13 protein-coding genes are annotated in these 14,383 nt (G+C 72.2%); 7 read left to right on the top strand and 6 right to left on the bottom strand.

From position 1 onward, the window contains the following. Positions 1-22 precede the first annotated feature (22 nt). From N1031_RS16275 to N1031_RS16250, 6 genes are read left to right on the top strand one after another with little or no spacing between them, the layout of a single operon-like run. Positions 23-1,507: an ATP-binding cassette domain-containing protein gene (locus tag N1031_RS16275; protein WP_259480804.1), complete on the top strand. Its 1,485-nt coding sequence runs from the start codon at positions 23-25 to the stop codon at positions 1,505-1,507. Further along, positions 1,507-2,481: an ABC transporter permease gene (locus N1031_RS16270; RefSeq protein ID WP_259480803.1), complete on the top strand. Its 975-nt coding sequence runs from the start codon at positions 1,507-1,509 to the stop codon at positions 2,479-2,481. Before N1031_RS16275 ends, N1031_RS16270 begins: the two co-directional genes overlap by 1 nt. Continuing rightward, positions 2,478-4,031 (top strand): acetolactate synthase large subunit, encoded by a 1,554-nt coding sequence (locus tag N1031_RS16265; RefSeq protein WP_259480802.1) that lies wholly within the window; start codon positions 2,478-2,480, stop codon positions 4,029-4,031. Before N1031_RS16270 ends, N1031_RS16265 begins: the two co-directional genes overlap by 4 nt. Before the next feature lie 15 nt (positions 4,032-4,046). After that, positions 4,047-4,865 (top strand): cysteine hydrolase family protein, encoded by an 819-nt coding sequence (locus N1031_RS16260; RefSeq protein ID WP_259480801.1) that lies wholly within the window; start codon positions 4,047-4,049, stop codon positions 4,863-4,865. After that, positions 4,862-5,506, top strand: coding sequence for an MSMEG_1061 family FMN-dependent PPOX-type flavoprotein (locus N1031_RS16255; protein WP_259480800.1), 645 nt, complete (start codon positions 4,862-4,864; stop codon positions 5,504-5,506). The genes N1031_RS16260 and N1031_RS16255 overlap by 4 nt, the downstream gene beginning before the upstream one ends. Beyond that, positions 5,506-6,456 (top strand): PDR/VanB family oxidoreductase, encoded by a 951-nt coding sequence (locus N1031_RS16250; RefSeq protein ID WP_259480799.1) that lies wholly within the window; start codon positions 5,506-5,508, stop codon positions 6,454-6,456. Before N1031_RS16255 ends, N1031_RS16250 begins: the two co-directional genes overlap by 1 nt. Before the next feature lie 18 nt (positions 6,457-6,474). Here N1031_RS16250 and N1031_RS16245 read toward each other — a convergent pair whose 3' ends face one another. After that, positions 6,475-8,865: an ATP-binding cassette domain-containing protein gene (locus tag N1031_RS16245; protein WP_259480798.1), complete on the bottom strand. Its 2,391-nt coding sequence runs from the start codon at positions 8,863-8,865 to the stop codon at positions 6,475-6,477. Between the two features lie 45 nt (positions 8,866-8,910). Continuing rightward, positions 8,911-9,513 (bottom strand): TetR/AcrR family transcriptional regulator, encoded by a 603-nt coding sequence (locus tag N1031_RS16240; RefSeq protein WP_259480797.1) that lies wholly within the window; start codon positions 9,511-9,513, stop codon positions 8,911-8,913. Here N1031_RS16240 and N1031_RS16235 point away from each other — a divergent pair. Further along, positions 9,469-9,891, top strand: coding sequence for a tautomerase family protein (locus tag N1031_RS16235; RefSeq protein WP_259480796.1), 423 nt, complete (start codon positions 9,469-9,471; stop codon positions 9,889-9,891). The genes N1031_RS16240 and N1031_RS16235 overlap by 45 nt on opposite strands. Positions 9,892-9,913: 22 nt before the next feature. On the opposite strand, the gene N1031_RS16230 is transcribed toward N1031_RS16235, so the two are convergent. From N1031_RS16230 to N1031_RS16215, 4 genes are read right to left on the bottom strand one after another with little or no spacing between them, the layout of a single operon-like run. Next, on the bottom strand, positions 9,914-11,152 hold the full coding sequence (locus N1031_RS16230; RefSeq protein WP_259480795.1) for an ABC transporter permease: 1,239 nt from the start codon (positions 11,150-11,152) through the stop codon (positions 9,914-9,916). Then, positions 11,149-11,826 (bottom strand): ABC transporter ATP-binding protein, encoded by a 678-nt coding sequence (locus N1031_RS16225; RefSeq protein WP_259480794.1) that lies wholly within the window; start codon positions 11,824-11,826, stop codon positions 11,149-11,151. The genes N1031_RS16230 and N1031_RS16225 overlap by 4 nt, the downstream gene beginning before the upstream one ends. Continuing rightward, the gene (locus N1031_RS16220) at positions 11,823-13,340 is read right to left on the bottom strand and encodes an efflux RND transporter periplasmic adaptor subunit (protein WP_259480793.1); all 1,518 of its coding nucleotides are present in this window, start codon (positions 13,338-13,340) and stop codon (positions 11,823-11,825) included. Before N1031_RS16220 ends, N1031_RS16225 begins: the two co-directional genes overlap by 4 nt. Further along, positions 13,337-14,356, bottom strand: coding sequence for a hypothetical protein (locus N1031_RS16215; protein ID WP_259480792.1), 1,020 nt, complete (start codon positions 14,354-14,356; stop codon positions 13,337-13,339). Before N1031_RS16215 ends, N1031_RS16220 begins: the two co-directional genes overlap by 4 nt. Positions 14,357-14,383 lie beyond the last annotated feature (27 nt).

Genomic DNA, 14,383 nt, shown 5'->3' with positions numbered 1-14,383 from the left:
GCCGTACCCCGAAAGGACGCCCATGATCTCTCCAGAAGGCACCTCTCCCGAACGGCTGGGCTTCTCCGGCCTCTCCGTGCGCTTCGGCTCCACGGTCGCCCTCGACGCGATCGAGCTCTCCTTCGCCCCGGGCGAGATCGTGGGCCTGCTCGGGCACAACGGCGCCGGCAAGTCGACCCTGCTGAACGTCGCCACCGGTGCGGTGCCCCGCACAGAGGGCAGCATGCGGCTCGACGGCGACGAGCTGCCCGAGCCCGTCACCCCCGGCCGGGTGGCCGGGCTCGGCATCGCCGTCATCCATCAGGAGCCGGCGCTCGCACCGAACCTCTCGGTCTTCGACAACCTCTACCTCGCCAGCGGTGACACCTCGTCGCGTTCGTCGAGGCGTGCCCGTGCGCGTGCCGCCCTCGACGCGGTCGGGGCCCGCGGCATCGGGCTCGACTCGCCGGTCGGGATGCTCCCGCTCGGCAACCGGCAGATCGTCGACCTGGTGCGCGCCCAGCTGCGCGGCCACCTCAAGGTGCTGCTGCTCGACGAGCCGACCGCGGCGCTCGGCGAGGCGGAGACCCGGGTGCTGCACCGCCTCATCCGGGAGCTCTCGGAGCAGGGCACCACCATCGTCTACGTCTCGCACCGGCTGCCCGACATCATCGACGTCTGCCGCCGCGTGGTCGTGCTGCAGGGCGGTGCCGTCGTGATGGACAGCCCGGTCGAGGGTCTCGACTCGCGCGACCTCTCGCACGCGCTCGCGCCGCAGGTCGATCTCGAGGCGAGCTGGGAGTCGACCGCCGCCGGCCCCGGCCTCGAGCTCGGATCCCCGTTCGGCATCTCGTGCCGGGCCGGTGAGATCGTGGGGCTGTACGGCATCGCGGCCGGGCCGCAGTTCCGCATCCTGGAGCAGCTCTACGGGCTCCGCAGTGGCGCGGGTCCCGTGCCCGAGGCGACCCTGGCCGGCTCCCCGCTGTCGTTCTCGGCCCCGGCCGCCGCCATCGCGCGCGGGGTGCACTACGTGCCCGCCGACCGCGAGCGGGACGGCCTCATCGCCGGCATGAGCGCGCTCGACAACGTCTACCTGCCGTGGCGCGGCCGGCTCAGGATGGGCGCCCGCGCCGCGCACCAGGGCTACGCCGAAGCGCGCGAGACCTACAACATCCTGGGCCCCTCGGGCGACGCCGCCATCGCCGCCTTCAGCGGCGGCAACCGGCAGAAGCACCTGCTCGCCCGCTGGACGCTCCCCCGCAGACCAGAGCTCCTGCTGCTCGCGCAACCCACCCAGGGCGTCGACGTCGGCGCGAAGGTCGACATCCGCCGCGCCCTCCGCGGTCTCGCCGCGGCAGGCACCCCCGTGCTCGTCGCCTCGAGCGAGAGCGACGAGATCGCGTCGATGTGCGACCGCGCCTACGTGGTGACCGGCGACCGTGCGGTGCCGGTGGAGCGCGACGAGCACATGGAGGAGAACCTCCTCCGCATCCTCCTCGAATCGACCCCCAACGAAAGTGCAGCCTGATGAACCGGTTCCGCATCATCCTGGCGCAGAACGGCACCCTGTTCGCGCTGCTCGTCCTCATCGCGGTGTTCGCCACGCTCAACCCGCGCTTCTTCTCGCTGCAGAACGGCGCCACCGTGCTGCTGCAGATCGCCGAGCTCGGCATCGTGGCCATCCCGCTGGCCTTCCTCGTGATGACCGGCACGCTCGACCTGTCCATCGGGTCGGTGGCGAGCCTCGGCGCGGTGATCTCGGCGTTCACCGTGGTGGGCACCCAGAACATCCTGCTGGGGCTGCTGGCCGCGGTGGCGGTCGGTCTGGTCACGGGCGCCATCAACGGCTTCCTCGTCTCGTTCCTGGGGCTGAATCCGCTCGTGGTCACGCTCGGGTTCCTCAGCGTGTGGGGAGGCCTGGCGCTCTTCCTCACGAACGGGGCCACGGTCACCGGCATGGGACAGGCCTTCCGTGACTTCGGTCTGTGGCGGCTGGGCCCGGCGAACCTGCAGCTCATCGTGCTCATCCTGGTGCTGGTGTTCGGCTGGTTCGTTCTCAACCGCCGCCCGTTCGGCCGCAACGTGCTCGCCATCGGCGGCAACGCCAAGGCCGCCCGCCTCATGGGTGTGAAGGTGCGGCAGACTCGGTTCGTGCTCTTCATCATCACGGGTGTGGCCGCGGCGGTCGTGGGCTTCCTGCTCACGGCCAAGCTGCAGTCGGCCCCGCCGACGGTGGGCACGGGCATGGAGATCCAGGCGCTCACCGTGGTGCTGCTCGGTGGCGTCGCGATGGAGGGTGGCGCCGGGCGTATCAGCGGCGTCATCGCCGGCCTGCTCTTCGTGGGCGTGCTCCGCAACGGGCTCGTCATCCTCGGGGTGTCGCAGTTCCTGCAGACCATCCTCATCGGCGCCACGCTGGTGGTGGCGATCCTCCTCGACAGCTCCATCCAGCGCCTGCTCAAGGCCAGCTGGAACAACATGGTGAGGCCGGCCTCCTCGTGAACGGAGCCGAGAGCGTCATCCGCACCCTGGCCGACGCCGGGGTGCGGGTGTGCTTCGCCAACCCGGGCACCTCGGAGATGCACCTGGTCGACGCGATCGACCGGGTCGACGGGATGCGCGTGGTGCTGGGCCTGTTCGAGGGCGTGGTCACCGGCGCGGCCGACGGCTACGCGCGCATGACGGGCGAGCCCGCGGCCACCCTGCTGCACCTCGGTCCGGGGCTCGGCAACGGGCTGGCGAACCTGCACAACGCGCGCAAGGCGCAGGTGCCGATGGTGAACCTCGTCGGCGACCACGCCACGGCGCATCAGCGCTTCGAGGCGCCGCTCACCGCCGACGTGCAGGCGTTCGCGGCGACGGTCTCGCACTGGGTGGAGGAGCCCGTGCTCTCCTCCGAGGTGGGCGCCGCGACGGCCCGGGCGGTCGAGGCGGCCCGGAGCGCTCCCGGGCGCATCGCCACGCTCGTGCTGCCGGCCGACACGGCGTGGGGCGACGGGGGCGTACCGGCCGTGGCGGGTGCGGGCACGCCGCCGGCCGCCGTGCGCGGAGCGGTCCTCGACGCGGCCCGTGCGGCGTTGCGCCGGGGCGGGCCGGTCGCGCTGCTGTTGCGAGGTCCGGCGCTGCGCGGTGAGGCCCTCGTGGCCGCGGGCCGGATCGCCGCCGCCACCGGGGCGAGACTCTTCTGCGACACCTTCGCGCCCCGTCTCGAGCGCGGCGCCGGCCGGGTGCCCGTCGAACGGATGCCGTACCGCGCGGCCGACGCGACGGCGGCGCTGGCCGGACTGCAGACGCTCATCGTGGTGGGCACCCAGGCGCCCGTGGCGTTCTTCTCCTATCCCGGCCAGCCGAGCGAGCTCACTCCCGAGGGCACCGAGGTGCTCGTGCTGGCCACCGAGCAGGAGGACGGCGCTGCGGCATTGCTCGAGCTCGCCTCTGCGGTCGCGCCCGATGCGGTGCCCCGGCTCTCGCCGGCGCAGCTGCCCACCGCCCCGGCCGACGGGCCCCTCACGGCCGACGCCGCCATGCGCATCCTGGCCCGGCGCCTGCCCGAGGGGGCGATCGTGAGCGACGAGGGTCTCACCAGCGCGTACTCCGGCTACGCCCACCTCGCGGGAGCGGCACCGCACGACGTGCTGTTCCTCACCGGAGGGGCCATCGGCGACGGCATGCCCCTCGCCGTCGGTGCCGCCGTGGCCTGCCCCGACCGCCGGGTGGTGACCCTCGAGGGCGACGGGAGCGCGATGTACACGCTGCAGGCGCTCTGGACGCAGGCGCGGGAGCGCCTCGACGTGGTGACGGTCGTGTTCGTGAACCGCGCCTATGCGGTGCTGGAGGAGGAGCTCGCCTGGGTGGGCGGTGGCACCGCGGGGCCCAAGGCGCGTTCCACGCTCGAGCTCGGCGACCCCGACATCGACTACTCCTCGCTCGCCCGCGGACTCGGCGTGTCCGCCGTGCGGGCCGACACCGTGGCCGACTTCGACCGGGCGCTTGCCGAGGCACTGGAGACGCCGGGGCCGGTTGTTCTCGAGGCGGTCGTCTACCATGACTGAACGATCGGAGTGCAGATGAGCGAGACCACGACCTCCCCCGCGGAGGCGTTGCCCCCCACCCATCCCGAGGCGACCGCGCGGGACAGCTGGAGCGTCGCGGACGGCCGTGTCGACCTTCGCAGGCAGGCTCTCGACCCCCGGCCCGCCGAGCTCGACACCCTTCCCTCCCCCGTGACGGCCGACCTCGCGCGCAGTGCCCTCGTGGTGATCGACATGCAGAACGACTTCTGTTCGCCCGAGGGGTGGCTCGCCGGATGGGGGGTCGACGTGAGCGGGGCCGCGCCGGTGATCGAGGCGGTCGGCCGCCTGGTCCCCGCGGCGCGAGCCGCCGGGGTGCCCGTCATCTGGGTGAACTGGGGCACCCGCCTCGACCAGGCCAACCTGCCCGCGGGCGTGCGCCACAGCATGGACCCGTTCGGCGACGGCCGCGGCATCGGCTCGGTGGGCGCGCACGACTCGCGGGCCATGACCCGGGGCAGCTGGGGTGCGGCGCTCGTCGACGGCCTCGAACGCGCTCCCGGCGACATCGACGTGGACAAGCACCGGCTGAGCGGGTTCTGGGACACCCCGCTGGACTCCATCCTCCGCACCCTCCGGGTCGACACGGTGTTCTTCGCCGGGGTGAACTCCGACCAGTGCGTGTACTCCAGCCTCATCGACGCCGCGTCGCTCGGCTACGACGTGGTGCTCGTCGACGGCGCATCCGGAACCACCTCCCCCGCTTACTGCCACGACGCCACGCTCTACAACACCCGGCAGTGCTACGGGTTCACGGTCGACGCCGGGCCGCTGACGGAGGCGTTCGAGCGGGCGGCCGAGGCGGTGCCGGCGTGAGCGGGGCGCTGGAGGCCTTCGGTCACGAGTTGCACGAGGTCGACCTGGCCGAGATCCGCGCCACGCTCGGGACTCCGGCCCAGGGTGCCTTCGACAAGATCACCGACCACCTCGACGAGAACTGCCTCCGCTTCCTCGCGCACTCCCCGTTCTGCTGCCTCGCCACCGTGGGCGCCGACGGCGCCTGCGACTGTTCGCCGCGCGGCGACTACCCCGGCTTCGTGCGGGTGCTCGACGAGCGCACGGTCGCCATCCCCGACCGCGTGGGCAACAAGCTCGCCGACTCGATGCAGAACATCGCGGCCACCGGGCGCATCGGCATCCTGAGCTTCGTGCCCGGCATGACCGAGACCCTGCGCATCAACGGGCGCGCCATGGTGACGAACGACCCCACGGTGCTCGCCATGCTCGAGCAGGACCACTCCGTGCCCGACCTCGCGATCGTGGTGCGCACCGAGCAGGTCTACCTGCACTGCGGCCGCGCCATCCTCAGGGCCGGGCTCTGGGACGCCGAGATGCAGGACCTCGCCGACGAGGTGCCTCCGGCGGGCCGCATCTGGGCGAGCATGTCGGGGCTCGACGAGGAGGTGGGCGACGAGATCGGCCGGGGCGTGGGACTGGCCTACCGGAAGCTGTACTGATGCGGGGACGGGAGGGGATGCTGCCGCTGGTGGTGTCGTCGATCGACCGGCAGACGCCGTCGATCGTGAGCGTGGTGCTGGAGCATCCCGATCGCGAGCAGCTACCGGACTGGAAGGCGGGTGCGCACATCGACGTGCAGCTCGTCACCCGGCATGAGCGGCAGTACTCCCTCTGCGGCGACCCCGCCGACGCCCGTCGCTACCGCATCGCGGTGAGCCGCGCGGAGCTCTCGCGGGGAGCCTCCCACTACGTGCACGAGTTCTTGCGGGTCGGCTCGCGGGTGCACGTGCGACCGCCGCGCAACCTGTTCGAGCTGGGGCCCGCCGAGCGCTATCTGCTCGTCGCGGCCGGCATCGGCATCACGCCGATGCTCGCGATGGCGCGAGAACTGGATGCGCGGGGCGAGCCGTTCACGCTGGTGTACCTCGTGCGCGACGAGAGCGAGGTGGCGTTCGGCGACGAGCTGGCCGAGTGGGGCGATCGGGTGCGGGTGCACTCGGGCGCGAGCGACGGGCGGCTCGACCTCGCGGGCATGCTCGCGGGCCTCGATCCTGGCACGGCCGTCTACGCGTGCGGGCCCGCGCGGTTCTCGGATGCGCTGTCGGCGGCCGAGGCCGGCGGGGTGCTGCCGGCCGGTTGCAGCCTGCACCTCGAGCGGTTCGAGCCGGTGCAGCGCGAGACACTGCCCGACGAGGCGTTCACGGTGGTGTGCGCGGAGTCGGACATCACCCTCCAGGTGTATCCCGACACCTCGATGCTGGTCGCGCTCTCGCAGGCGGGCATCGAGCTGCCGGCCTCGTGCCGGCGCGGCGTGTGCGGCACCTGCGTGGTGCCGTTGCTCGACGGCGCCGCCGAGCACCGCGACTCGCTCGGCGCGGACGCGGCGTCGGGGGTGGTCTACCCCTGCGTGTCGCGGGCGCCCGGAGGCACCCTCACGCTCGGGATCTGACGGCGCCGAGCGGTCAGCTCACGCTCCCACGTAGGCGGCGAGGTGCTCACCCGTGAGGGTGGAGCGGGCCGCGACGAGCTCGGCCGGAGTGCCCTCGAACACCACCTGCCCGCCGTCGTGACCGGCGCCGGGGCCGAGGTCGATGATCCAGTCGGCATGCGCCATGACGGCCTGGTGATGCTCGATCACGATCACCGAACGGCCCGCCTCGACCAGCCGGTCGAGCAGCCCGAGCAGCTGCTCCACGTCGGCCAGGTGCAGGCCGGTCGTCGGCTCGTCGAGCACGATGATGTCGCCCTTCTCCCCCATGTGCGTGGCGAGCTTGAGCCGCTGGCGCTCGCCGCCGGAGAGTGTGGTGAGCGGCTGCCCGAGGCTGAGGTAGCCGAGACCGACGTCGGCGAGGCGTTCCAGGATGGCATGCGCCGCCGGGATGCGCGCCTCGCCCGCGGCGAAGAAGGCCACGGCTTCGGAGACGGGCATCGCGAGCACCTCGCTGATGTTCTTGCTGCCGAGGGTGAATTCGAGCACGGCCGCCTGGAAGCGGCGGCCCTCGCACTCCTCGCAGACCGTGGCGACGCCGGCCATCATGCCGAGGTCGGAGTACACCACCCCGGCCCCGTTGCAGGTGGGGCAGGCGCCCTCCGAGTTGGCGCTGAACAGCGCGGGCTTGACGCCGTTGACCTTGGCGAAGGCCTTGCGAATGGGCTCGAGGAGCCCGGTGTAGGTGGCGGGGTTGCTGCGGCGGGAGCCGCGGATGGCGGTCTGGTCGATGGCCACGACGTCGTCGCGCGTCGAGACCGAGCCGTGGATGAGGGAGCTCTTGCCCGAACCCGCCACCCCTGTCACCACGACGAGCACGCCGCGCGGGATGTCGACGTCGACGCCCTGGAGGTTGTGCGAGGTCGCCCCGCGCACCTCGAGCGCGCCCGCGGCGGTGCGCACCCCGGCCTTGAGAGCGGCGCGGTCGTCGAGGTGGCGGCCGGTGAGCGAATCGCTCGCGCGGAGGGCCTCGACTGAGCCCTCGAACACGATTTCACCGCCCGCGGTGCCCGCTCGCGGACCGAGGTCGACGACATGGTCGGCGATGGCGATCGTCTCGGGCTTGTGCTCGACCACGAGCACGGTGTTGCCCTTGTCTCGCAGGCGTAGCAGGAGCGCGTTCATGCGCTGGATGTCGTGGGGGTGCAGCCCCACCGTCGGCTCGTCGAACACGTAGGTGACGTCGGTGAGAGAGGAGCCGAGGTGCCGGATCATCTTCACCCGCTGCGCCTCTCCGCCCGAGAGGGTTCCCGAGGGGCGGTCGAGGGAGAGGTAGCCGAGGCCGATGCCCACGAAGGAGTCGAGCGTCTCGACGAGCGACTCCAGCAGGGGCGCCACGGCGGGCTCGTCGAGGCCGCGCACCCACTCGGCGAGGTCGCTGATCTGCATCGCACACACGTCGGCGATGCTCTTGCCGGCGATCTTCGACGAGCGCGCCCCCTCGTTGAGGCGGGTGCCACCGCAGTCGGGGCAGGGCTGGAACGCCACGGCGCGGTCGACGAACGCCCGGATGTGGGGCTGCATCGCATCGCGGTCTTTGGCGAGCATCGACTTCTGGATCTTCGGCACCAGGCCCTCGTAGGTGAGGTTCATGTTGTCGACCTTCACCTTCACCGGCTCCTTGTAGAGGAAGTCGGCGCGCTCCTGCTCGGAGTAGTCGCGGATAGGCTTGTCGGCGTCGACGAAGCCCGAGGCCGAGAAGATGCGCACCATCCAGCCGTCGGCGGTGTAGCCGGGCACGGTGATGGCTCCCTCGTTGAGCGACTTCGAGTCGTCGAAGAGCTGCGAGAGGTCGATGTCGGAGATCTCTCCCCTGCCTTCGCAGCGCGGGCACATGCCGCCGGTCACCGTGAAGTCGTTGACGACGGTGGTCTTGCCGGTGCCTTTCTCGACGGTGAGCGCGCCGCTGCCGCGCACGGAGGCGACGTTGAACGAGAACGCGTTCGGGGAGCCCAGGTGCGGCTGGCCGAGCCGCGAGAACACGATCCGGAGCATCGCGTTCGCATCGGTCGCCGTGCCGACGGTCGAGCGCGGGTTCGCGCCCATGCGCTCCTGGTCGACGATGATGGCGGTCGTGAGACCCTCGAGCAGATCGACGTCGGGGCGGGCGAGCGACGGCATGAACCCTTGCACGAAGGCGCTGTAGGTCTCGTTGATCATGCGCTGCGATTCCGCGGCGATGGTGCCGAACACGAGCGAGCTCTTGCCCGAGCCCGACACCCCGGTGAAGACGGTGAGGCGGCGCTTGGGGATCTCGACGGAGACGTTCTTGAGGTTGTTCTCGCGGGCGCCCTGCACCCGGATGAGGTCGTGACTGTCGGCGATGTGGGAGGGGGCGTCGGGGGCGTCGGGGCTCGTCGGCGTGTCCATGCCGCACAGCCTACTGGCGGCCTCCGACAGCCGCCGCACGCGGAGCTAGCCCCGGCCCCGCACCACGGCGGCCTCCACCGCGGCCAGCTGCTCGCCCGCCACCAGGTCGAAGGCGGAGATGTCGCGTTCGGCCCGGGCGAGCACCACGGCGCCCTCGGCTCCGGCGATGAGCGAGACCGCCAGCGCCGGGGCGTGAGCGGGATCGACCCCGCCCTCGGCGAGGAGCTCGGCGAGCCGGGCACGCCAGGTGCGGAACACCTCGCCCGCGCGGTCGAGCAGCGCCCCGTCACCGGCGGCGACCGTGACGGCCGCCACCGCGCATCCGGCGGCGTACTCGGAGTGCACCAGCACGGCGCGCCACAGCGCCAGGAACGCCGTCGCGATCTCGGGGGCCGGTTGTCCGGCGAGCGAGTCGAGGATGCGGACGGCCCGGTCGCCGGCCACCCCCACCGCCGCGAGCACGAGCTCGTCCTTGCCGCCCGGGAAGTGGTGGTAGAGCGATCCCCGCGGCGCACCGGAGGCCTCGAGCACCTCGGAGAACGAGGTCCCCTGCAGTCCCCGCTCGGCGAGGAGACGGGCGGTGCTGGTGTGGTCTCCATGCCCATGATCGACATCACCGCCGCGGCGGGAATTTTCGCGGACACGCACGCGCTCGCCTGCCGCGCGGCCGAGATCGTGAAGGAGGTCGAGGCCGTGCCCGACATCCCCATGTTCCGGCGCAACACCGCCGCGTTCGTGCACGAGCTGCCGTCGGCGGCTCTCTCCAACACGGAGGGGGCGAGCGACTACGTGCGGGTTCAGGTGCTCACCAACGCCGGTGCCCTCGACCGCGCGAAGCAGCTCGAGGTGGTGCGCCGGCTCACCGAGCTGGTGAGCGAGTCGGCGGGTGATCCGGGCCTGGCCGACCGCACCTGGGTGCTCCTCACCGAGGCTGCGGAGGGAGGCTGGGGTCTCCAGGGAGTCGCCCACACCAACGCCGAGCTCGTCGCCGCCGCCCGAGCCGAGATCGCCGCGCTGAGCTCGTGACCCGTCACCGCCGTCGCCCGGGTCACTCCCGGAGTGCGTCGGCGGGTTCGATCCGGGCGGCCGAAAGGGCGGGATAGGCGCCCGCGACGAGGCCGATGACGCCACCCGCGACGGTCGCGCCGAGGGTCGACAGCGGATCGAGCACCGGTGTCCAGCCCTGAGCGGCTGCGATCGCCACCACGATCAGCACGCCGCATCCCGCTCCGATGAGCCCGCCGAGCGCGCCGACCAGCACGGTCTCCACGGCGAACTGGGCCGCGATCTGCCGGCGGGTCGCGCCGAGTGCGCGCCGGAGCCCGATCTCGCCCCGCCGCTGGGCCACGCTCAGCATCGTCACGTTGGCGATGCCGAGACCGCCCGCGACGAGGGTGATCACCCCGATCGCGAGGAAGGCCAGATCGAGGTCGCCCGCCACCTCGCCCTGCAGCACCGCCGGCGCGGCGGGGGCCGCGGCAGTGAACGCGTCGGGCGCACCCGAGTCCAGGGCGATCGGAACCTGGTGCGCCACCACCTCCCCGGCACCCGGCTCGATCGCGATCATCAGTCCCGTGGCGCTCGTCGCGGAGCCGAAATCGTGTCGGGCGGTGGAGAACGGGATGATCACCGCCGTGAGGAGCGACTGCTCGACCTCCACGGAGTCGAGCAGGCCGACGACCGTGTAGGCGATCCCGTCCAGGAAGATCGAGGGTGCCGACTCCGCACCGCGCACGCCGAGCCGCTCGGCCGCCTCGGCGCCGAGCACGGCGACCCGATCGCCCCGCAGCTCGTGCCCGCGGTCGAAGGCTCGGCCGTGCACCACATGGGCACCGATCGCTTCCATCAGCTCGCCCGAGGCGACCCGCACGGGCGGGTCGGTCACCGCGGGCGCCGAGGGGTCGTCGATCGGGACCGCACGCACCGCGGGGCCGGGTTCGACCGCACCGAGCAGCACGGCCGACCGGATGCCGGCGAGCCCGTCGACGCGGTCGACCGAGTCGGTCGGAAGGGTGGAGACCGCGTGCTGCTGACCGTCCGCGCCCGCCCGCTCGGCGGGCGTCACCTCGACGTGAGTGGAGGCGACGGCGTCGAAGTGGGCCGACACCTGTCCCGACGCGGTCGCGCCGAGTCCCAGTGCGAGCACGAGGGCGCCGATGCCCACGGCCGTGCCGAGTGTTCCGACGATGAGCCGCCCTGGTCGGGCCGCGGCGCCCGAGAGAGCCTCCGCCAGCACGTCGCGGAACCCGAATCGAGCGGCGGCGGACGACCGGTCCCAGGTCTTCACGCCTTCGCCTCCGTGTCGAGGCGGCCGTCGCTGAGGCGCGCGTGACGCCGGGCGCGCCGGGCGATCTCCCGGTCGTGGGTGATCATCACCACGGCGAGACCGTCGTCGTTGAGCTCGGCGAACAATCGCATCACTCCGTCGGCGTTCGCCTGGTCGAGGTTGCCGGTCGGCTCGTCGGCGAGCAGCAGCCGCGGCCCCGTGCACACCGCCCTGGCGATCGCCACGCGCTGCCGCTCGCCCCCGGAGAGCGTGCCGGGGAATGCGTCCATGCGGTGCGTCAACCCGACCTTCGTGAGGGCGTCCCGCGCCCGACTCGTGCGTTCGTGGCGCGGCACCGACCCGTAGATGAACGCCAGCAGTACGTTCTCGAGCACCGTGCGTGCCGCGAGCAGGTGGAAACCCTGGAAGACGAAGCCGATCCCCGAGCCCCGCAGTGCCGCGCGCTCGGTCTCGCGGAGGTCGCGGGTCGGCGCGCCGTCGAAGCGGTACTCGCCCTCCGTCGGCCGGTCGAGGAGGCCGAGGATGTTGAGGAGCGTCGACTTGCCCGCTCCCGACGGACCCGTGATGGCGAGGAAGTCATCGTTGTGTACGACGAGGTCGAGCTGGTGGAGCACGGGCGGCGCGCCGACACCGAACGAGCGCCCGACGCCGGACAACTCGAGCAAGGCGGTCATCGGCCGACCACCACCCGCGCCCCGGCGACGACCTCGGGATCGTCGGAGCGGATCTCCACGAAGCCACCCGCAGAGAGGCCGGTTGTCACGGTGATCAGCCGCGAGGTGGCCTCGCCGTCGGCGAGCAACTCGATGCGGCTCGCGCCGTCGGCTCCGGCCGTGAGCGCCGCTACGGGCACGGCGAGCACCTCTCCCTCGGTCGCCTGGATCGGGACTCCCACCCGGACGTTGGTGCCTCGCAATGATTCGGCCTGCTCACTGCTGAGCGGCTGAGGCACGAGCACGAGGTCGTACGTCTTCGCATCTGCGCCGTCTTTCCCCGTTTGGCCGGCAGCGGCGGCGCTCCGGGCATCGATCGATCGGACCGTCGCCGTGAACGCCGTGCCGTCGGCCGCCGTGAACTCGGCGGTCATGCCGGGTTTAAGGGCATCGGCGGTGCGCTGGTCGATCGAGGCCTGCAGCACGAGCTCCGCGCCGGAGACCTGCAGGGCGGCCCCCTGCAGAATGGCGCCGCGCTCGGTCTTCACCTCGTCGACCCGGCGCGGGAGCGACGAGAGGTAGGCGATCTCCCCTGCGGGCACCGGTGTCATGGCCTGCTCCTCGGCGCGACCGAGCTGCTCTCGGGCGTCGTCGAGTTGATCCCGGGCGGAGTCGAGAGCAGCGATCTCCGCGGTGGTGTCGGGGGCGCGGTCGAGCTCGGCCCTGAGGGCTCGCGCCAGGGCCAGCGCGTCGTCGAGACGGTCGAGCTCCGCAGGTGCCGCGCCCTCGGCCGCTGCGCCGTCGCGTTCGCGCTGGGCCTGGCGCACCCCGTTGTCGGCCTCGAGGAGGGCTGCACCGGAGGCGGGGTTCGACGCCGTGGCCAGAGCGGACTGGGCCTGGTCGACCCCCGCGGCGGCGGCGCGCTCGGCCTGCCGGGCGGCGTCGAGCTGCTGCTGGGCATCGGGGACGGAGGGCGCCGGATAGCCCGCCCGGCGGTAGAGCTCGGCGACACCGGCCGCGGCTGCGGCGTCGTAGCGGTCGGAGCCCCGATCGCCCGGATCGATGCCGAGTGCCGCCAGTGCGGTCTTGAGCTCCGTGACGTCGGGACCCGACATCCCCGAACGAAGCGTGCGGTAGGCGGGGAGGTCTCCGGGCATGACGATCACCGGCCGCCCGGCGACCTCGAGCGCCACCGAGCCGGCCTCGAGCGTGGCGCCGACCTCCGGAACGTGTCCGGTGACCACGGCAGGGCCTCCCAACCCGGTCGTGTCGACCTTGAGGTCGACCGCGTCGGCGTGAGTCACGTCGGCCCGCAGGGTGAGCGTGTTGCGCACCACCCGCTTCTCGATCGGTGCTGTGATGGGCCCCGCCACCGGCGCCTTCGCCGAGGCCTGCAGCTCGGCCGGCGACACCACGAACCTGCTCAGCACGAGGCCCGCCGCGAGCGACAGTGCGGCGACCCCCGCGATCACGATCACGAGACGTGCACCGCGGAGCCGGACCCGGCGCCGCACCACGGGTCCGCCCGCGCTCATCGCGAGCCGTACTTCGCGAGCATCGCGTCGAGCTCGGCCCGGTGCTCGTCGACGAACCGCTGCTCGATCTCCCGTTCCACTCGATCGGCCACCTCCTGGTACCCCGTCTCGGTCGCGCACCGGAGATCCGCCGTCGCGACCTCGATCTCCCACGCCTGCACCTCAGCGAGCACGGCGGTGTCGACGTCGTCGGCCTGCCCCGAGATGGTGATGCCGTTCGACTCGAACTGGGCGTCGCTCCCCGTGATCTCGCCGTAGCGCTCGGTCACGGCGTTCGGCGCGTCGAGCTTGGCGGTGAAGCCTCCCAAGCCCGCCTCTGCCATGCACGCGGACCAGTCCTCGTTCGGGCCGTCAAGCTCGGGCGAGGATTGGGCTTCGGTCGTCGTCGCGTTCATCCCCTCGAGCAGATCGGCGAACTCCGGGTCGTCCCACACATGCTGCCCTCCGTCCACCTCGTGCTGGGCCGCCCCCATGCACCCGGCCTTCGTCCAGTCGTAGGCGAGTGGCTCGGTGGACTCGCTCTCTGTGACCTCGCCCCCCTCGGCGGCACCGGGGTCTGCAGGAATGCCCCAGAGCGCCTCGTTGTAGGCGGCCGCCTCCGCCTCGCTCAACGACTCCAGGTAGTCGGTGTTCGGATCGACGTACTCTCCGTGGTCGCCCTGCAGGTCGCCGAACGGGTCGGTCGAGATGCCGTAGCCGTACTTCTGCACGAACTCGTCGCTGCCCCACTCCATCCCGAGCGACTCGCTCGACACCATGGGGGTCGACGCGGTGTCGGGCGTGTACTCGAAGCCCTGCTCCTTCATGCACGCGGCCGCCTTCTCCTGCACGCGCGCGTTCTGGGCGTCGAGCTCCTCCTGGCTGGTCGCGGCGCCGTACACCGCGGAGTAGGGCGCCAGTGGGCTCTCCTCGGCGCTCGGCGTGCTGCTGCCGGCGCCGGCAGCGGTGCAGCCCGACAGTGCCAGCCCGAGCGCGAGAACGCCCAGGCCCACTCGTGCGCGATTCAGGTGGTTCATGTCACTCCTCGATCAAGAAGATGAATA

The sequence above is a fragment of the Herbiconiux moechotypicola genome, assembly GCF_024979255.1.
GTDB classification, from domain to species: Bacteria; Actinomycetota; Actinomycetes; order Actinomycetales; family Microbacteriaceae; genus Herbiconiux; species Herbiconiux moechotypicola.
The sequence above is the reverse complement of the archived record's forward strand: the minus strand, read 5'-3'. Positions and strand labels throughout refer to the sequence as shown.

What these genes read in the sequence shown, in the direction of transcription:
- N1031_RS16215 (WP_259480792.1), bottom strand. Translation starts at nt 14,356, where the DNA reads ATGAACCACCTGAATCGCGCACGAGTGGGCCTGGGCGTTCTCGCGCTC.
- N1031_RS16245 (WP_259480798.1), bottom strand. Translation starts at nt 8,865, where the DNA reads ATGGACACGCCGACGAGCCCCGACGCCCCCGACGCCCCCTCCCACATC.
- N1031_RS16225 (WP_259480794.1), bottom strand. Translation starts at nt 11,826, where the DNA reads ATGACCGCCTTGCTCGAGTTGTCCGGCGTCGGGCGCTCGTTCGGTGTC.
- N1031_RS16220 (WP_259480793.1), bottom strand. Translation starts at nt 13,340, where the DNA reads ATGAGCGCGGGCGGACCCGTGGTGCGGCGCCGGGTCCGGCTCCGCGGT.
- N1031_RS16250 (WP_259480799.1), top strand. Translation starts at nt 5,506, where the DNA reads ATGCGGGGACGGGAGGGGATGCTGCCGCTGGTGGTGTCGTCGATCGAC.
- N1031_RS16235 (WP_259480796.1), top strand. Translation starts at nt 9,469, where the DNA reads ATGATCGACATCACCGCCGCGGCGGGAATTTTCGCGGACACGCACGCG.
- N1031_RS16260 (WP_259480801.1), top strand. Translation starts at nt 4,047, where the DNA reads ATGAGCGAGACCACGACCTCCCCCGCGGAGGCGTTGCCCCCCACCCAT.
- N1031_RS16270 (WP_259480803.1), top strand. Translation starts at nt 1,507, where the DNA reads ATGAACCGGTTCCGCATCATCCTGGCGCAGAACGGCACCCTGTTCGCG.
- N1031_RS16275 (WP_259480804.1), top strand. Translation starts at nt 23, where the DNA reads ATGATCTCTCCAGAAGGCACCTCTCCCGAACGGCTGGGCTTCTCCGGC.